The organism is Ramlibacter sp. 2FC (genome assembly GCF_005503345.1).
Taxonomy (GTDB): domain Bacteria; phylum Pseudomonadota; class Gammaproteobacteria; order Burkholderiales; family Burkholderiaceae_C; genus SCMQ01.
The window spans coordinates 1-17,599 of sequence record NZ_SCMM01000045.1; the positions used below are offsets into that span (position 1 = coordinate 1).

The 17,599-nt window shown below is 72.6% G+C and carries 18 protein-coding genes and 1 pseudogene; 7 read left to right on the plus strand and 12 right to left on the minus strand.

All coding sequences use genetic code 11. From position 1 onward, the window contains the following. The 7 genes and pseudogenes from FFS10_RS17395 to FFS10_RS17425 all read right to left on the minus strand — a co-directional run. Positions 1 to 223, minus strand: a pseudogene (locus FFS10_RS17395) (DUF1329 domain-containing protein); the annotation flags it as partial. 43 nt (positions 224 to 266) lie between these two features. Further along, the gene (locus tag FFS10_RS17400; RefSeq protein WP_212744145.1) at positions 267 to 755 is read right to left on the minus strand and encodes a c-type cytochrome; all 489 of its coding nucleotides are present in this window, start codon (positions 753 to 755) and stop codon (positions 267 to 269) included. Between the two features lie 4 nt (positions 756 to 759). Further along, positions 760 to 1,209: a c-type cytochrome gene (locus tag FFS10_RS17405; RefSeq protein ID WP_137895739.1), complete on the minus strand. Its 450-nt coding sequence runs from the start codon at positions 1,207 to 1,209 to the stop codon at positions 760 to 762. Next, on the minus strand, positions 1,206 to 1,757 hold the full coding sequence (locus FFS10_RS17410) for a methylamine dehydrogenase light chain (RefSeq protein WP_137895740.1): 552 nt from the start codon (positions 1,755 to 1,757) through the stop codon (positions 1,206 to 1,208). Before FFS10_RS17410 ends, FFS10_RS17405 begins: the two co-directional genes overlap by 4 nt. A gap of 37 nt (positions 1,758 to 1,794) precedes the next feature. Next, the gene (gene mauD, locus FFS10_RS17415; RefSeq protein ID WP_137895741.1) at positions 1,795 to 2,385 is read right to left on the minus strand and encodes a methylamine dehydrogenase accessory protein MauD; all 591 of its coding nucleotides are present in this window, start codon (positions 2,383 to 2,385) and stop codon (positions 1,795 to 1,797) included. 10 nt (positions 2,386 to 2,395) lie between these two features. Continuing rightward, positions 2,396 to 2,932, minus strand: a complete 537-nt coding sequence (locus tag FFS10_RS17420; protein ID WP_137895742.1) for a MauE/DoxX family redox-associated membrane protein — start codon at positions 2,930 to 2,932, stop codon at positions 2,396 to 2,398. 12 nt (positions 2,933 to 2,944) lie between these two features. Further along, positions 2,945 to 4,207 carry an amine dehydrogenase large subunit gene (locus tag FFS10_RS17425; protein ID WP_137895743.1) on the minus strand — a complete coding sequence of 421 codons (1,263 nt, stop codon included), beginning with the start codon at positions 4,205 to 4,207 and terminating at the stop codon, positions 2,945 to 2,947. A 226-nt stretch (positions 4,208 to 4,433) separates the two neighbouring features. Here FFS10_RS17425 and FFS10_RS17430 point away from each other — a divergent pair, with 226 nt between their 5' ends. The 4 genes from FFS10_RS17430 to FFS10_RS17445 all read left to right on the plus strand — a co-directional run bounded on the left by FFS10_RS17430 (position 4,434) and on the right by FFS10_RS17445 (position 9,667). After that, a complete protein-coding gene (locus tag FFS10_RS17430; RefSeq protein WP_137895744.1) occupies positions 4,434 to 5,942 on the plus strand; it encodes an aldehyde dehydrogenase family protein in 1,509 nt (502 codons plus the stop codon). Positions 5,943 to 5,968: 26 nt separating this feature from the next. Continuing rightward, positions 5,969 to 6,955, plus strand: coding sequence for a tripartite tricarboxylate transporter substrate binding protein (locus FFS10_RS17435; protein ID WP_137895745.1), 987 nt, complete (start codon positions 5,969 to 5,971; stop codon positions 6,953 to 6,955). Between the two features lie 19 nt (positions 6,956 to 6,974). Beyond that, positions 6,975 to 8,435: an amidase gene (locus FFS10_RS17440; RefSeq protein WP_137895746.1), complete on the plus strand. Its 1,461-nt coding sequence runs from the start codon at positions 6,975 to 6,977 to the stop codon at positions 8,433 to 8,435. A gap of 125 nt (positions 8,436 to 8,560) precedes the next feature. Beyond that, on the plus strand, positions 8,561 to 9,667 hold the full coding sequence (locus tag FFS10_RS17445) for a CHASE domain-containing protein (protein ID WP_171016169.1): 1,107 nt from the start codon (positions 8,561 to 8,563) through the stop codon (positions 9,665 to 9,667). Positions 9,668 to 9,692: 25 nt separating this feature from the next. On the opposite strand, the gene FFS10_RS17450 is transcribed toward FFS10_RS17445, so the two are convergent. From FFS10_RS17450 to FFS10_RS17460, 3 genes are read right to left on the minus strand one after another with little or no spacing between them, the layout of a single operon-like run. Then, positions 9,693 to 10,610, minus strand: coding sequence for a DUF808 domain-containing protein (locus FFS10_RS17450; protein WP_137895748.1), 918 nt, complete (start codon positions 10,608 to 10,610; stop codon positions 9,693 to 9,695). Between the two features lie 6 nt (positions 10,611 to 10,616). Then, positions 10,617 to 11,594 carry a tRNA dihydrouridine synthase gene (locus tag FFS10_RS17455; RefSeq protein WP_137895777.1) on the minus strand — a complete coding sequence of 326 codons (978 nt, stop codon included), beginning with the start codon at positions 11,592 to 11,594 and terminating at the stop codon, positions 10,617 to 10,619. Positions 11,595 to 11,640: 46 nt separating this feature from the next. After that, entirely contained in the window at positions 11,641 to 12,159 is a 519-nt protein-coding gene (locus FFS10_RS17460) for a GNAT family N-acetyltransferase (protein ID WP_137895749.1), read from the minus strand. 123 nt (positions 12,160 to 12,282) lie between these two features. Between FFS10_RS17460 and FFS10_RS17465 the strand changes: the two genes are divergently transcribed. Next, on the plus strand, positions 12,283 to 13,377 hold the full coding sequence (locus tag FFS10_RS17465) for a 6-phosphofructokinase (RefSeq protein WP_137895750.1): 1,095 nt from the start codon (positions 12,283 to 12,285) through the stop codon (positions 13,375 to 13,377). A 12-nt stretch (positions 13,378 to 13,389) separates the two neighbouring features. Here the strand turns inward: FFS10_RS17465 and FFS10_RS17470 are convergent, their stop codons facing one another. Continuing rightward, entirely contained in the window at positions 13,390 to 14,811 is a 1,422-nt protein-coding gene (locus tag FFS10_RS17470; protein ID WP_137895751.1) for an aminotransferase-like domain-containing protein, read from the minus strand. Between the two features lie 119 nt (positions 14,812 to 14,930). Here FFS10_RS17470 and FFS10_RS17475 point away from each other — a divergent pair, with 119 nt between their 5' ends. Both FFS10_RS17475 and FFS10_RS17480 read left to right on the plus strand, forming a co-directional pair. Next, complete coding sequence (locus tag FFS10_RS17475) at positions 14,931 to 15,683, plus strand: c-type cytochrome (RefSeq protein ID WP_502702885.1); 753 nt, start codon at positions 14,931 to 14,933, stop codon at positions 15,681 to 15,683. Beyond that, the gene (locus FFS10_RS17480; protein WP_137895753.1) at positions 15,680 to 16,960 is read left to right on the plus strand and encodes a c-type cytochrome; all 1,281 of its coding nucleotides are present in this window, start codon (positions 15,680 to 15,682) and stop codon (positions 16,958 to 16,960) included. Before FFS10_RS17475 ends, FFS10_RS17480 begins: the two co-directional genes overlap by 4 nt. Here the strand turns inward: FFS10_RS17480 and FFS10_RS17485 are convergent. Next, the gene (locus FFS10_RS17485) at positions 16,957 to 17,541 is read right to left on the minus strand and encodes a hypothetical protein (protein ID WP_137895754.1); all 585 of its coding nucleotides are present in this window, start codon (positions 17,539 to 17,541) and stop codon (positions 16,957 to 16,959) included. The genes FFS10_RS17480 and FFS10_RS17485 overlap by 4 nt on opposite strands. Between the last annotated feature and the right edge of the window lie 58 nt (positions 17,542 to 17,599).

Sequence of the window (17,599 nt, forward strand, 5' to 3'; positions counted from 1 at the left end):
CGTAGGGGTCGGGGCGGGCCTGGCCCGGCTTCCAGCCGGCAGGGGGCTTCATGTCGCCGCCGCTCCAGGCGGGGATGGCGCCGTCCTTGCTCGCGGCGCGTTCGGCGCCGACCGGCGTCAGCTCCTTGCCCAGCGCCTGGGCCTGGGCGTCGCTCGCGGCGTATCCCGTGCCCGCCAGGCCGGCCAGCGCGAGCGCGGCGCAGCCTCTCGTCAATCGGTTCATCTTTGTCTCCTCGCCCCTCATGGGCTTGTGTTGTGTACGAAGATCAGTCGAGCGCGATGCCCTGGGCGCGCGCCCGCTCGACCAGGCCGGCGCGGGTGGCGGCCACGTCGAGCAGCGGCGCGGCGCGCGCGCGCCGGACTTCATCGGCGGTGTAGGCCTGGTGGGCCGGTGGCACCGATCCGGCGGCCAGGGTCGCCAGCACCCAGTTGGTGACCTCGGCGACCTGCTGGTCGCTCAGGCCCGAGCCCATCACGCCCGGCACCTTGATCACGAACTCGCGGCCGCCCTCGATGCGCAGAAAGCGGCCGAGCTGGCGCATGTCGGGCACGTTGCCGACCACCGAGCCCGAGGCGTCCAGGCCGTGGCAGCCGGCGCAGGCCAGCACGTACTGGCTGCGCACGCTGCTGGTCCTGGCCACGGACTCGGCGGACACGGAACCGCGCGCCTGCTTGCCGACCACCGTGGCCTGGGCTGCCGCGGCCTGGGCCCCACAGGCCAGGGCCAGCGCCGCCACCATGTTGAGCGCGTGCATGGCCTCAGTTCCCCAGCAGCTTCAGCCGGCGCTGGCGCGACTGCGGCGGGCTGCCCGCCGCCTGGCGCACCGCCCTGGCCTCTTCGCTCGCGTAGGCCGGCTCGCCGGCGGCACCCTGCAGGCCGCGCACATGGGTGGCCAGCGCCGCCAGGGCCGCGTCGTCGAGCTGGCTGCCGAAGGCCGGCATGCTGCCGACGAAGGTTTGGCCGCCGACCTGGATGGCCCCGGACAGGCCGTGGACCAGCACCGTGAGCAGGTAGGCCCGGTCCGCGCCCAGGCGCGTCCAGTGCTGGCCCTTGAGCGCGGGCGCCAGGCCCACGGTGCCCGCGCCGTCGGCCTGGTGGCAGCTCGCGCAATGCTGGGCGTAGAGCGCCGGGCCGTCGGCCGCGGCCCGGCTGGCGGGCGCGGCGGCCAGCGCGGCCACCAGCAGCGCGGCGCTACAGGCGGCCCTCATGCGACCCCCACGATGATGGAGGTGGTGCAGTGGAACATCGGGCTGCTGTTGGCCATGCACCAGTTGATGTCGTTGTGCACGCCGAGCCGGTAGCCGGGCCGCTCGCGCTCGTTGTTGTTGCACAGGCACTCGCCGCAGGCGCCCTTGCCGCAGCAGTCGTTGTAGGACACCAGGTAGTGGCGTCCGTCCTTGGGATTGAGGCAGGTGCCGACCCAGCTGACCTTGGACGCCTCGGTGCCCGGCGGGCATTGGGTCAGCGAGCCGCCGCAGCAGGTGCAGAGGAAGCCGTCGAAAGCGCAGTAGCGCCAGTACTCGCACTGCGTCGGGTCCTCGCGCGGGTCGGCCCGGCCGGCCTTGCCCTTGGCGGGCGTGGCGGCGTTGGCGGCCATGAACTGGCCGCTGCGGTCGAAGGGCAGCATGGGCAGCACGGCGCCGCCGACCAGGGCCACGCCCAGCCGCGCGACCAGGCTGCGCCGGCCGTGGCTGTGCGCGACCTGGCGCACGCTGCGCTCGGTCTGCCGGTCGATCAGGTTGAGGAACCACTGCATGAACATTTCTCCATGGATGTCGATGGACCGCGCGCCTTCAGGCCGCGGCCCCTTCGAGGTATTGCTGTATGGTCGGCGTGCCCATCTCGTGGGCGTTGAGCAGGCTGTCGAGCTGCTCGCGCGAATTGACCAGGCCCTTGGCCGCCACCACGCCCTGCGCGTCGAGCAGCACGGCATAGGGCAGGCGCGAGACGCGGAAGCTCATGCCCAGCTCGGTCGACAGCACATAGGGCATGGCCTCCAGGCCGTACTCGCGCACGAAGCCCAGGTGCGAAGCCGCCTCGCCGTCGCTGGCCAGCACCACGCGCAGGCGGCGCCGCTCGTCGCGCAGCAGGGCCTTGAGCACCGGGATCAGCTTCTTGCACACCGGGCAGGTCGGCGCGAGGAAGAACACCAGCGTCGGCAGGGCCTGCGGGCCGCCTATGGCCACCGGCTCGGACTGGATGCCGGTCAGCGCGAAGCTCGGCGAAGGCGCGCCCACCGGCGGGCCGGCGTCGGTGACCAGGGCGCCCATGGGCGCCACGCGTTCGAACAGCACGCCGACCTGGCGCGACAGCGCCCACAGCATCAGGCCGAGCACCAGCACGGCCAGCCACAGCAGGACAAGGGAGACATTGAGTGCGTTCATGGGGGATTTCCTAGGCGTTGGTGGAATGGACGGTGGCGGCCTGGTGGCGCAGGACCTGGTGGAAGGCGGCGTACAGCAGCGCGGCCAGCAGCACGGCAGCCGCCAGCACGGCGAAGTCGCCCAGGCCCAGGGGCCGCTCGCCCAGGGGCCAGGCGGCCAGCAGGGCCAGGGCGGCCAGGCCCAGGTTGCGCGCCACCAGGGCCCAGGACACGGCCAGCGGCTCGCCACCGCAGCCGCAGTCGAGCGCGTGGCGATGCCAGCGGTGGTAGGCCATGGCCGCGGCATAGGCCAGCAGCAGCAGCGCAGCCAGCGCGGCGCCCGCGGCGCGCCAGGGCGTGAGCAGCAGCAGGGCCGCCAGCGCCTCGGCCAGCGGCAGCAGGCGGGTCGCGGCCGGCAGCAGGCGCTGCGGCACGCCATAGACCCACAGGTGCTGCTCGAGCAGGGCCAGGTCGGCGAGCTTGGCGAGCGCCGCATGGGCAAACAGGCAGGCCAGCAGCGCGGCCGCGATCCAGATCGGCAGCGGGTCCAGGGACAGGTCGGTGATCATGGCCGGTCCCTCTCAGTCGTGCGACTCGAGGTGCAGCGAGGCCTCGCCGGCACGCGCCACCGTGGTGATGGGCCGGAGCGGCGCGCCGGGCCGGAACTGCCACACATGCATGGCGCCCTTCTCGCCATCGAGGGCGTGCAGGCGCTGGCCGTTGCGCGAGAAGGTCAGCGAGGCCGTGCCCTGGCCCGGCGCCGTCGCCACCCGCTTGCCCGTGGCCAGGTCGACGATCCACAACTGCCGGGCCGGCCGCTTGTGCGAGCCCTCGGCGCCTTTGTCGTGCATGGCCAGCACCAGCCAGCGGCCGCCGGGATCGACCGCGAAGTTCTGGTAGCCGCCCGGCCGCCAGCCCGCGCGCTGCGCCGCGGCGTCGACCAGGGGCCGGCTGGCCTTGACGGCGGCCACCGGGCCGCCGAGGTCGAGCTCGGTCAGCTGGCCCTTGAAGGAGACGAACCAGTAGCGGTCGCCCAGTTGCTCGGCATGATGGAACCAGGCGTCGGCATCGGCGTCGAACAGCTTCTCGCTGGCCTGGCGCTCGCCGACCTGGCCGTTCTCGTCCAGCGTCACGGTGGCAACCTTGCCGTCGCCGCACAGCATGGAGAAGCGGCTGGCATGGCTGGCCGCGGGCAGGATGCCCCAGCAGCCCGGGGTCTGCACCTCGGCCACCACCTTGCGCTGCGTGAGGTCGACCACCGTGACCGAGGTCGCCGGGGTGGCGTTCTGCACCAGCACGAAGCGGCCGTTGGCGGTGCTGCGCACCAGGCCGCGGTAGTTCAGGGCCTGGGCCCGCTTGGTCGGCAGGATGACCTCGTACTTGAAGGCCAGGCTCGCGGTGTCGTGCACTTCGAGCACGTCGGTGCGCTCGCCGCGCGAGTTGCGGCTGAGGTAGCTGGTCGCGACATAGAGCTCGTCCGCCTTCGCGCTGAGCGTGAAGTTGCCCGCATAGCCGGTCGAGACCATGCCGAGGAACTTGCCGCGGCGCGCGTCGAAGACGCGGATGCGGCCGTCCGAGATGTGGTTGATGGCCACGTCGGCCACGTAGACGCGCTCGCTCGCCGAGGCCGCGATGACCGCGCCCGAGGCCAGGGTCTCGGCCGGCAATTCCTCGGGCGCCGCAGCGGCGGCCCGCGCCGGGGCCTGCAGCGCCAGGCCCATCAGGCCGGCCAGCGCAAGGGCGCGCCGGCCTGAGCCGGGGCGCCTCGGGTTTCTGTGCATGTAGCTCTCCTGCAGGTCGGGTCCGGCGGCGATGCCTGATCGCCAGGGCGGACTGTTGAACATGGGACCGGATTCTTGCGAGCCGCCCCCGCTGCCCGATAGCACGAATCGGCAAAACGCGGCGCCCCGGGCCTGGTCGCGGGAAAACCCTGATCGGCCGCGGCTGCGGGTTTTACCGGGGTCGGCGGCTTCTTGCCGAAATCTGATAGGCGCCGGCGCCGGCCGTCCCCAGAATCCGCCCGAATCGTCAACCCGCGCATTGCGCAGCACAACCCCAAGAGGCAGACCCATGGATCTCTCCGAAGTCAAACACCTGATCTCCGAGCCGGCGGCGGCCTTCCTGAGCCGCCCCACGCACCGCCTGTTCATAGGCGGCCAGTGGACGGACGCGGCCGACGGCCGGAGCTTCGAGACCCTCAACCCGGCCACCGAGGAAGTCATAGGCCGGGTCGCCTCGGCCGGCCCGGCCGACGTGGACCGTGCCGTCAAGGCCGCGCGCGCCGCCTTCGACCAGGGCCCCTGGGGCCGCATGCGCCCGGTCGAGCGCCAGCGCCTCTTGCTCAAGCTGGCCGACCTGGTCGAGGCCCATGCCCAGACGCTGGCCGAGATCGAGTCCATAGACAACGGCAAGTCCGCCGCGATCGCCCGCGCCGTGGACATGGCCATCGTGGTCGACTTCTTCCGCTACATGGCCGGCTGGGCCACCAAGATCGAGGGCAGCACCAGCGAGCATTCCGTGCCCTACGCCCTGCAGGCCGAGTTCGTCACCTACACGCGGCGCGAGGCCGTGGGCGTGGTCGCCGCCATCGTGCCCTGGAACTTCCCCTTGGTGGTGGCGGCCTGGAAGCTGGGGCCGGCCCTGGCCGCCGGCTGCACCGTGGTGCTCAAGCCGGCCGAGCAGACCCCGCTGACGGCCCTGTACCTGGCCGAGCTGATCGCCGAGGCCGGCTTTCCCGCCGGGGTGGTCAACATCCTCACCGGCGACGGCCCGGGCACCGGCGCGCCGCTGGTGCGCCACCCCGGGGTCGACAAGGTCAGCTTCACCGGCTCGACCGAAGTGGGCAAGCTGATCGGCCACGCCTCGGTCGACAACATGACGCGCTTCACGCTGGAGCTGGGCGGCAAGTCGCCGGTGATCGTGCTCGACGACTGCGACCCCGCCGCCGCAGCAGCGGGCGCGGCCAACGCGATCTTCTTCAACCATGGCCAGGTCTGCTGCGCGGGCTCGCGCCTGTTCGTGCAGAAGAAGCTGTTCGACCGCGTGGTCGCCGACGTGGCGCAGATCGCAAGCGCCCTGCCGCTGGGCCATGGCCTGGATCCGGCGGCGCAGATGGGCCCGCTGGTCTCGCGCGAGCAGATGCAGCGCGTGTGCGGCTACATCGACATCGGCCGCGCCCAGGGCGCGCAGGTGGTCGCGGGCGGCGGCCGCCAGGGCGAGCGGGGCTTCTTCGTGCAGCCCACCGTGCTGGCCGACGTCCAGCGCAGCCACCGCGTGGCCCAGGAGGAGATCTTCGGCCCGGTGCTGGTGGCCATGCCCTACGACGACCTCGACCAGGTCGCGGCCTGGGCCAACGACACGCCCTACGGGCTGGGCGCCAGCATCTGGTCGAACGACCTGTCCAAGGTGCACCGGCTGATCCCCAGGATCAAGGCCGGCACGGTCTGGGTCAACTGCCACAGCGCGCTCGACCCCGCCATGCCCTTCGGCGGCTACAAGCAGTCGGGCATAGGCCGCGACCTGGGCAAGGCCTCGCTGGACGCCTACCTCGAGACCAAGTCGGTGTTCATCGCCGTCTGAGTACCATGCAGTCCCAAGGAGCCATCATGACCTCGAACCGCATCCTCCGCCGCGGCTGCGCCGCCCTGCTGCTCGGGCTGGCCGCGCTCGCCGCGCAGGCCCAGGGCTTTCCGAGCCGCCTGATGTCGCTGGTCGTGCCCTACCCGGCCGGCGGCCCCTCGGACTTCGTCGCGCGCCAGATCCAGCCCGAGCTCACGCGGCTGTTGGGCCAGCAGATGATCGTAGACAACGTGGGCGGCGTCGGCGGCGCCCTGGGCATACACAAGACGCTGGCGGCCGCGCCCGACGGCCACACCATGGTCATGGCCTCGCCCATGGAGCTGGTGCTGGCACCGCTGTCCATGGTGGCGGTCAAGCACAAGCCCGAGGACCTGCGCCTGGCCGCGGTGCTGATCAACACCTCGATGATCATGCTGGGCCGCAAGGACCTGCCGGCCAACAGCGTGGACGAGCTGGTCGAGCTGAGCAAGAAGCCCGGCGCCAAGCAGCTGTCCTATGGCAGCGTGGGCCCGGGCTCGCTCTACCACCTGGTGGCCGAGAGCTTCAGCAAGCAGACCGGCGTCAAGATGCTGCATGTGCCCTACAAGGGCGCCGCGCCGCTCTTGACCGACCTGATGGGCGGGCAGATCGACCTGGTGTTCATGCCCCTGGCCGGCAACGTGCCGGCGCTGATCAAGGAGGGCAAGCTCAAGGCCTACGGCATCGCCGCGCGCCAGCCCCATCCGCTGTTCCCCAGCCTGCCGACGCTGGACGCGAGCAAGGCGCTGGAGGGCTTCGAGTTCGACCTCTGGGCCGGCATCCTGGTGCCCAAGGCCACGCCCGACCCGGCTGTCGAGCGCATCAACAAGGCGGTCAACGAGGCGCTGCAGAACGCCGACATCCGCAAGGCCTACGAGGCCACGGGCAGCCAGGTCGGCAAGCCCGCGAGCCCGGCCGAGCTGCAAAAGCTCTACACGGCCGAGATCGCGCGCTACCAGGGCATCGCCCGCGCGGTGAACGTGCAGCCCCAGTGAGCCGCGCCACGGAAATCCCATGAGCTTCACCGACCCGACCGACCTCGACGCCGACGCGCTGTCGCGCGCCATCCACGCGCGCGAGATCTCCTGCCGCGAGGTGATGCAGGCCTACCTGGCGCGCATCCACCGCCTCAACCCGCGCTTCAACGCCATCGTTAGCCTGGCGCCCGACGACGCCCTGCTGCACCAGGCCGACGAGCGCGACGCCGAGCTCGCGCGCGGCGCCTCGCTCGGCTGGCTGCACGGCATCCCGCAGGCGATCAAGGACACGGGCCAGGCCGCGGGCTTTCCCACCACCTACGGCTGCAGCCTGCTCAAGGACGCGGTCGCCACGCGCGACGGCCTGATGGCCACGCGCATGAAGGCCGCGGGCTGCATCGTGATAGCCAAGACCAACATGCCCGAGTTCGGCCTGGGCTCGCACACATTCAACGAGCTGTTCGGCGCCACCGGCAACGCCTGGGACCCTGCGGTCAGCGCCGGCGGCAGCAGCGGCGGCGCGGCCGTGGCGCTGGCCCAGCGCCTGCTGCCGGTGGCCGATGGCTCCGACTTCATGGGCTCGCTGCGCAACCCCGCGGCCTGGAACCATGTGTTCGGCCTGCGCCCCAGCCAGGGCCGCGTGCCGTTCTGGCCGGCGGCCGACACCTGGGTCGACCAGCTCGGCACCGAGGGGCCGATGGCGCGCAGCGTGCGCGACCTGGGCCGGCTGCTGGCCATCCAGGCCGGCCACGACCCGCGCGTGCCGCTGTCGATCGCCGAAGCCCCGGGCGCCTGGCAGCCGCCCCAGGCGCCGGCCAAGCTGCGCGGCCTGCGCATCGCCTGGCTGGGCGACCTGGGCGGCTACCTGCCCATGGAGCCTGGCATCCTGCCGCTGTGCGAGCAGGCCCTGCAGCGCCTGGCCGCCGAGGGCGCACTGGTCGAGCCGCTGGCGCCGGGCTTCGACCCGGCCATCGTGTGGAAGGCCTGGCGCGTCTGGCGCCACGCCCTGGTCGCGCCCAAGGTGGCCAGGCTGCTGGCACAGCCCGGGGCGCGCGAGCGCATCAAGCCCGAGGCCCTGTGGGAGCACGACGAGGCGCAGCGCCTGAGCTGCCAGGACTTCATGCAGGCCAGCGCCAGGCGCAGCGCCTTCCACGCCCAGCTGCTCGAACTGCTGGGCCGCTACGACCTGCTGGCCCTGCCGGTGACCCAGGTCTGGCCCTTCCCCGTAGCCGAGCGCTGGCCGAAGACCGTGGCCGGTCGCGAGATGGACAGCTACCACCGCTGGATGGAGGTCACGATCTACGCGAGCTTCGCCGGCCTGCCCGCGCTCAGCCTGCCGGCCGGCTTCCACGCCAACGGGCGCTGGCCCATGGGCCTGCAGTTGCTGGGCCGGCCCCAGGGAGAGGCGGCCCTGCTCGGCGTCGCGGCCGCCTACGAAGTGCTGGCGGCCGAGCTGCTGGCGCGGCGGCCGCCCGAACCGGGGAACGGCGGGCCCTGATAGCCTGGCGCCGGTCGCGCAGGAGCTCGCGCAGTCCGCCGCGAGCTTGACCTTGCCCGGTGGATTCGCCGAGACTTGCGATCTCGGTCACGGGAAGGGGAGGCGCCATGGCGCATGGAGACGGCATGTTTCGCCTGTTGCGGACGAATGTCCTGTCCGGTCGGCCCGGGCGCAGGCCGGTCCTGATCGCGGCCCTGGTCCTGGTCGCCGGCATGGCCTTGTCGGCCGCGGCCGGCCAGTGGACGCACCTGGCGCTTGCGAGCGGCGCGCAGTCGCGCTTCGACACGACGGCCAGCCATGCGGCCACGCAGATCGAAAGGCGCTTCGCGTCCTATGCGCAGGTGCTGGTCGGTCTGCGTGCGCTCTTTGCCAGTGGCGAGGTGTCGCGCGACGCGTTCCACCGCTTCACCGAGGCCTTGGCACTGAAGGACCAGTTCCCCGGCTTCCAGGTGCTGAACTTCGCCCCCTATGTCCCGGCAGCCGCGAAGCAGACTTTCGAGAAGGCCTTGCAGCAGGACCCGTCCTGGCCGGCCCCGCATCGTTTTGCCATCCATCCGCCGGGTGCACGCGACGACTACCACCCGTTCACGCTGATCGAGCCGCAGGCCGGCAACACCCATCTGCTGGGCAAAGACATCGCCGCCGCGCCGCATGTGCGCACCGCCCTGGCGGTCGCGCGCGATACCGGCAAGCTCACGACCTCCGGCAAGCTGATCCAGGTTCAAGGCCCACGCAAGCACGTCGGACTCGCTCTGCGCCTGCCCGTGTACCGCCCCGGTGCGGCGACCGACAGCCTGTCGCAGCGGCGCGCCGCCTACATCGGTTCGGTGGGTGCAGGCTTCGAGGTCGCCGAGATGCTTTCCAGCCTGCCCGGCGTGCCGCCCGCCTGGCGCGTGCGCCTGTTCGAGGGCGGGCCGGAGCCCATCGTGGCCCAGGCCGGGGGCGACCCGGCCAACTCGTCCGACAGGCTGGTGTTCGACAGCGCGGCGTCCGGCGCCGGCGGCAGCCCCTTGGCAGCGCAAGGAAGCTTTCGCCGAGTTCAGTCGTTCACGCTCGGCGACCGGGTCTGGGACGTCGAAGTCTCTGCGCCCGCCGCGGAGGTACTCCAGGCTCACGAGCAATGGCTGCCGCAGGCCGTCCTGGCAGCCGGCATCGTCGTCGCCTTGCTGCTGTCGGGCATGGTGCTCTTGCTGGGCATGCTGGTGCAGACGCGCAGCCACCCCTCCGCGTAGCGCGCGGGATCCCGGTTTTTCTTCCTCAAGCCGGCCGGCGCCGCAGCCGCTTGAGCAGGCTGAAGGTGCCGAGCACCAGTGCACCGGCCTTGATGCCGACCAGGGCCTCGAACAGCAGCGGTACCAACTGGGCCAGGCCGGGCAGGTGGGCGACCGCGTCGACCACGAGCTCGAGCGCGTGGTGCAGCGGCGCCAGGCCGTGCACCAGGATGCCGCCGCCGACCAGGAACATGGCGGCCGTGCCGGCCACCGACAGGGCCTTCATCAGCCAGGGCGCAGCGGCCAGCAGGGCGCGCCCCGCGGCCTGCGCCGCGGGCGCGCTGCGCCGGCTCAGGGCCAGGCCTGCGTCGTCGAGCTTGACGATGGCCGCCACCAGGCCGTAGACGCCGATCGTCATGACCACGGCGATCGCGGCCAGCACGCCGAGCCGGGTCACGAAGGGGCTGGCCGCCACAGCGCCCAGCGTGATCGCGACGATCTCGGCCGAGAGGATGAAGTCGGTGCGCACCGCGCCGCGTATCTTGTCGCGCTCCAGCGCCACCAGGTCCACGGCCGGGTTGGCCAGCGCCTGCCTCAACTCCTCGTGGTGCGCCGCGTCCTCGGCCGGGCTGTGCAGAAAGCGGTGGGCCAGCTTCTCCGCGCCTTCGAAGCAGAGGAAGGCGCCGCCCAGCATCAGCAGCGGGGTCACGGCCCAGGGCGCGAAGGCGCTCAGGGCCAGCGCCGCCGGCACCAGGATGGCCTTGTTGAGCAGCGAGCCGCGCGCCACCGCCCAGACCACCGGCAGCTCGCGATCGGCATGCACGCCCGTGACCTGCTGGGCGTTGAGCGCGAGGTCGTCGCCCAGCACGCCGGCGGTCTTCTTGGCCGAGAGCTTGGTCAGCACCGCCACGTCGTCGAGCAAGGTGGCGATGTCGTCGAGCAGGGCAAGCAGGCTGGAAGCCATGGGCGATCAATCCTCCGAGGGGGTGCTGGGGTGCGCAAGCGCGGGTCCCAGTGTGGCACAGAGCCACTGCTGCACCCGGGCCGGGTCGTTCACCAGGCGCAGCGCGTCGAAGGCCTCTTGGGCCTCGGGGTAGCGGCGGCGCAGGTAGTTGAGCCACTGCTTGAGCCGCCCGGCGCGGTGGCGCGCCGCCACGTGCAGGCCGACCTGGCGCCAGAAGTCGGCGACCAGCGGCAGCAGGTCCTGCCAGGCCAGGCCGGCGCGCCCTTCGCTGGTGCCCGGCGCCCCGTCCTGCGCGAGGATGGCCAGGGCCAAGCCGGGGTCGCTGACCATGCCGCGCCCCAGCATCAGGCTGTCGCAGCCCGAGACCTCGCGGCAGCGCAGCGCATCGGCCACGCTCCAGATCTCGCCGTTGGCCACCACCGGCAGGCGCACGCGCGCGCGCAGCTCGGCGATGCGCTCCCAGTAGGCCGGCGGCCGGTAGCCATGGGCCTTGGTGCGCGCGTGCACCACCAGCTCGTCGGCGCCGGCGCCGGCGATCGCTTCGGCGCATTCCTCGGCACGGCGGTCGTCGTCGAAGCCCAGCCGCATCTTGGCCGACACCGGCATGTGCGGCGGCACGGCGCGCCGCACGGCGGCGACGATGCGCGCGATCAGCTCGGGCTCGTCCAGCAGCACGGCGCCGCCGCGGTGCCGGTTCACGGTCTTGGCCGGGCAGCCGAAGTTCAGGTCTATGCCGGCCGGGCCGAGCTCGGCCAGCCGCGCCGCGTTCTCGGCCAGGCAGGCCGGATCCGAGCCCAGCAGCTGGGCGCGCACCGGCACGCCGGCGCGCGTGCGCCCGCCGTTGGCCAGCTCGGGCACCACGCGCACGAAGGCGCGCGCCGGCAGCAGGGTGTCGGTGACGCGGATGAACTCGGAGACGCAGCGGTCCACCCCGCCGACGCGCGTGAGGATGTCGCGCAGCGTGTGATCCAAAAGCCCCTCCATGGGGGCGAGCAGCAGGGCCAAGCCAGGGCTCCGCGCGAGGCCGGTATCAGCCCAGCTTGCGCTTGAGCCGCACTTCCTCGAGGCGTATGCCGCCCACCGGCACGGTCTTGGCGGTGTTCATCTCGCGCTTGAAGCCGGCCAGCTCGAAGAAGCGCAGAGCGCGCTCGTTGCGCAGCGGCACCCAGACCGTGACCTCGGTGCAGTCCTCGCCCTCCAGGCCTTCGCGCGCCGCGTCCCACAGGGCCAGGCCCACGCCGCCGCCCCATTGCCCGGGCGCGGCGTAGATGGCCCAGACCTCGCCGGTGGTGGGCTTGGACTTGGGGTCGCGCGAGCGGTCGAAGCCGACGAAGCCGACGATGGCCTCGCCCTCCAGCGCCACATGGACCTGGGGCTCGCCGTACTCGATGGCCTCGCGCCAGAAGGCCACGCGCTTGGCCATGGGCATATGGCTCAGGTGCTCCTCGGGCACGATGCCCTGGTAGGCCGCATGGCTGGAGGCGGCGTGGAGTTCGGCGACGGCCTGGGCGTCGCGGAGGGTGGCGGGGCGAACCTGGAAAGAAGACATGTCAAAAACGGGTCGGGAATGAAAAAATGCGCCATGGCGGCGCAAAAAGCAAATCGCAAAAGCTGCCATTGTCGCCGCAACCGCCCGCCCACGCTGGCAACAGTTCGCTACCATGGAAGGACCATGACCTCGAAACGCGCTCCGTCCTCCGCCGCACGGCCCTCGCTCAGCGTCGGCTTGCTGACCGGCGGCGGCGACTGCCCCGGCCTGAACGCGGTGATCCGGGCCGTCACCAAGTCGCTGCTGCGCCAGTGCCAGGCGCGCGTGATCGGCATCGAGGACGGCTTCGCCGGCCTCATGGAGGGCGGGCGCACGCGCGAGCTCGACTGGCGTTCGGTCAGCGGCATCCTGTTCTCGGGCGGCACCATGCTGGGCGCCAGCAATCGCGCCAACCCGCTGGCCAGCGAGGCCCAGACCGAGGCCGTGCTGGCGCGCGCGCGCGCCCTGGGACTGGACGTGGTGGTGGCGATCGGCGGCGACGGCACCATGACCATCGCCCATGCCCTGGCGCTGCGCGGCCTGCCCATGGTGGGCGTGCCCAAGACCATAGACAACGACATCGAGGGCTGCGAGCGCAGCTTCGGCTTCGACACGGCGGTGGCCACGGTCGCCGACGCCCTGGAGCGCGTGCAGACCACGGGCCAGAGCCATGGCCGCGTGATGATCGTCGAGACCATGGGGCGCTACGCGGGCTGGATCGCGCTGGAGGCCGGCGTGGCCGGCGCGGCCGACGTGATCCTGCTGCCCGAGATCGACTACGAGCCCGAGGCCGTGCTGGCCTTTTGCCGCGATCGCGAGCAGCGCCAGCATTTCACCGTGATCTGCATAGGCGAAGGCGCCAAGCCGCGCGGCGGCCAGCTGACCATCGCCGGGCTCAGCCCCGAGCGCGCCGAACCGGTGCGCCTGGGCGGCGTGGGCCATGTGCTGCGCGAATGGCTGCAGCCGCGGCTGGCCAGCGAGGTGCGCGCCACCGTGCTCGGCCATGTGCAGCGCGGCGGCCGGCCCACGCCCTTCGACCGCGTGCTGGCCACGCAGTTCGGCAACCAGGCCGCGCAGCTGGTGGCGCGCGGCGAGTTCAACCGCATGGTCACGCTGCAGGGCGGCCTGCTGTCCAGCCTGCCGCTGGACCGCGTGGCCGCGCGCAACCGCCGCGTGCCGCTGGACCATCCGCTGCTGGTCGCGGCGCGGCAGATCGGCGTCTCCCTGGGCGAGCCCTGAAGCCGGGGCGGCTCAGCCGCTCGGCGTGAGCTCGGCCACCAGCTGGCCCAGGCGGGCCACCGCGTCCTCCAGCGCTGCGCTCCAGGGGTGGCCGTAGTTGAGCCGCACGCAGTGGCGCCAGGCACGCCGCGCAGAGAACATCGGCCCCGGCGCCAGGCTGATGCCCTCGGCCAGCGCGCGCTCGAACAGGGCCAGGGTGTCCAGGCCGGGCGCCAGCTCCACCCACAGGAAGTAGCCGCCCGCGGGCCGCGACACGCGCAGGCCCGGCGGGAAATGGCGCGCCAGCGCCTGCCTCAGGCTGGCCTGCTGGCCCTCCAGCGCGTGGCGCAGGCGGCGCAGGTGGCGGTCGTAGCCGCCGTGCTGCAGGTAGTCGGCCAGCGCCACCTGGGCCGGCACGCTGGCCGACAGCGTGGTCGTCAGCTTGAGCCGCTCTATGGCCTCGGCAAAGCGGCCCGGCGCCACCCAGCCCACGCGGTAGCCCGGCGCCAGCGTCTTGGAGAACGAACTGCAGTGCATGACCAGGCCCTGGCGGTCGAAGGCCTTGGCCGGCAGCGGCGCGCGCGGGCCGAAGTAGAGCTCGCCGTAGACGTCATCCTCGATCAGCGGCACCTGGTGGCGCGCCAGCAGCTCGACCAATTCGCGCTTGCGCGCCTCGTCCATGCTGGCGCCCATGGGGTTCTGGAAGCTGGTCATGAACCAGCAGGCCTTGACCGGATGGCGCTCCAGCGCGTCGGACAGCCGGCCCAGGTCGACGCCCTGCTTGGAATCGACCGGGATCTCGAGCGCGCGCATGCCCAGCCGCTCCAGGGCCTGCAGCGCGGCGTAGAAGCCCGGCGACTCGACGGCCACCAGGTCGCCTGGCCGCGCCACCGCGCTCAGGCAGAGGTTGAGCGCCTCGAGCGCGCCGTTGGTCACGATCACGCCCTCGGGCGGCGGCGCCATGCCCAGGCCCAGGTAGCGCTGCGCGATCTGCTGGCGCAGCGCAGGCTGGCCCTGCGGCAGGTCGACCAGGGTGTCGCGCGGCTGCATGCGCCTGGCGCCGCGCGACAGCGACTGGCCCAGGCGCTGCAGCGGAAACAGCTCGGCCGAGGCGAAGGCCGAGCCCAGCGGCACGATCTGCGTGTCCTGGGCCGCACCCAGCACATGGAACACCAGGGAGCTGACGTCGACCCTGGCCGGCGCGCGCGGCGCGGCGCCGCGGCCGGGCTCGGCCAGGCCGGGCGTGGCCGGTCCCGCCACGTAATAGCCCGAGCGCTCGCGCGCCCGCACCAGGCCTTTCTCCTCGAGGCGGTAGTAGGCCTGGAACACGGTGGAGGCGCTGAGGCCATGCTGGGTCTGGAGCTGGCGCACCGAGGGCAGGCGCGCACCGGGCGCCAGGCGACCCGCGCGGATGTCGGTGGCCAGCAGCTCGGCCAAGGTCTCGTAGCGCTTCATGCTTTGGGTGGCATCGCCATCTGATCTCATTAACTGCACGAATTGTGCATCTGATATGGTTTTCCGGTGCGCAGCTGATGCTTTCATCCCGGCCCCGGCTGGGGCATCATGCGGACATCGTGAGACATCCCCTACGCCCCCCGCTGCGCCGGCTGGCCGTCCTGGCCCTGGCGGCTGCCGCCAGCCTCTGCGGCCCGGCCCTGTCGGCGCCGAGCTTCGAAGACTCCATGGCCCAGCGCACCCTGGCCTGCACCGCCTGCCATGGCGCCCAGGGCCGCGCCGGCCCGGACGGCTATTACCCGCGCCTGGCGGGCAAGCCGGCCGGCTACCTCTACAACCAGCTGCTCAACTTCCGCGAGGGCCGGCGTCACTACAGCCTGATGATCCGCCTGCTCGACCCGCTGTCCGACGCCTACATGGCCGAGATGGCCCAGTACTTCGCCGCCCTCGAGCTGCCCTACCCGCCGCCCTCGGCCCGCCCGCCGCGCGTGTCGCCCGAGCTGCTGCAGCGCGGCCAGGCGCTGGTGCGCCAGGGCGACGCGGCGCGCGGCCTGCCGGCCTGTGTCCAGTGCCACGGCCAGGCCCTGACCGGCGTGGCGCCCGGCGTGCCCGGGCTGCTGGGCCTGCCGCAGGACTACCTGAACGCCCAGCTCGGCGCCTGGCGCACCGGCCAGCGCCGCGCCCATGCCCCGGACTGCATGGCCCAGATCGTCGAGCGCATGCGGCCCGAGGACGTGGTTGCCGTGACCAGCTGGCTGGCCACGCAGGCCCTGCCGGCCGACACCCATCCCGCGCCCGCGCCGCCGCCGGTGCCCGCCGGCGCGCCCAACCTGGCTTGCGGCAGCGCCCAGCTGCAGGTGGGGCCGCGATGAAAAGGGCACGCCTGTTTCTGCTGGGCCTGCTGGTCCTGGCGCTGGCCGCGGCAGCCTGGGTCTGGCAGCACAACTACCAGGACGGCGTCGACCTCGCCGCCGCCCCCGCGAAGTCCACGCCCGAGCTGGTGGCGCGCGGCGCCTACCTGGCGCGGGCGGGCAATTGCATGGCCTGCCACACGGCGCGCGGCGGCGCGCCCTACGCCGGTGGACGCGGCATAGAGACGCCCTTCGGCACGGTCTACGCGGGCAACCTTACGCCCGACCCCGAGACCGGCCTGGGCCGCTGGACGGCGGCGCATTTCTGGCGCGCCCTGCACCATGGCCGCTCCATGGACGGCCGCCTGCTCTACCCGGCCTTCCCCTACACCAGCACCACCCAGGTCGCGCGCGAAGACGCCGACGCCCTGTTCGCCTACCTGCAAAGCCTGCCCCCGGTGCGCCAGGCCGCGCCGGCGCACCGGCTGAGCTGGCCCTTCAGCACCCAGGCCGCCCTGGCGGTCTGGCGCGCGCTCTACTTCCGCCCCGCGACCTACCGGCCTGACCCGGCCCAGTCGCCGGAATGGAACCGCGGCGCCTACCTGGTCGGTGGCCTCGGCCATTGCTCGGCCTGCCACAGCGCGCGCAACGTGCTGGGCGCCAGCGGCGACCCGCTGGACCTGTCGGGGGGGCTGATCCCGGTGCAGAGCTGGTACGCGCCGGCACTGAACTCGGCGAGCGAGGCCGGCGTGGCCGACTGGCCGCTGGCCGACATCGTGCGCCTGCTCAAGACCGGCCACACGCCGCGCCGCAGCGTCAGCGGCCCCATGTCCGAGGTGGTACTGCACAGCACCCAGTACCTGAACGAGGCCGACCTGGGCGCCATGGCCCAGTACCTCAAGGCCCTGCCGCCGGCCGCCCCGGCCGGGAACCCGGCGCCGCGCGCCGCCCCCGACGCCCAGGTCGCGGCGCGCGGCGCCAAGCTCTACGAGCGGCATTGCGTGCAATGCCACGGCGAGCGCGGCCAGGGCGTGGCCGGCGCCTATCCGGCCCTGGCCGGCAACCGCGCGGTGAACCTGCCGCATGCCACCAACCTGGTCCAGATGGTGCTGTACGGCGGCTTCCCGCCCGCGACCGCGGGCAACCCCCGCCCCTACGGCATGCCGCCCTTCGTGCTGCAACTGGACGACCGCGACGTGGCGGCCGTGCTGACCCATCTGCGCACCAACTGGGGCAACCAGGCGGGGGAAGTCAGCGAGTTCGAGGTCAACCGCGTGCGGGCCAGGACCGGCCGCTAGCGCAGCAGCCAGGGCCCCGCCGCCTCGCCGGCCGGCTGCAACGGCCCCAGGGGGTTGTGCTGGCGGTCGACGCGGTCGGTGCGCGGCTCGCCGCCTATGCTGCGCAGCAGCACCACGCCGTTGCGCACCACCACCAGGCCCTCGAAGCGCCAGCCGGTGATCGAGACCTGGCGGTCGAAGTTGAAGAAGTCCGACCAGAAGCCGCCCTCGCGCACCCGGCGCTGCTGGCCATAGCGGAACACGTAGGCGCGGCACAGGGTCTGCGCCAGGATGCAGTCGCGCACGCCGGGCTCCAGTTGCTCCAGCGGCACACCCGGGTGCGGCGCCAGCCGCGTGACCACCTCGGGATAGGGGATCACCGTGACGTTGGCGCTGGCCTGCGGGTCGAAGCCCAGGGCCTTGAGCTCGTCGAAGGTGGTCCTGTAAGGGACGACCTTCTCCAGCGCCTCGCGTGCCGACTCGTAGCTGTCGAAAGTCGATGCGGCCACGCTGCTGGCCTTGGGCAGCAGCGGCGTGCAGCCGGCCAGCGCCAAGCCCGCCCCCACCAGCAGCCAGCGCAGGTCCACAGCGGTCTTTTTCATGCGGTCCCCCTCGTCATGGGGCCAGCTTGACACAAATCGGGCGCGGCATCCAGCCCCC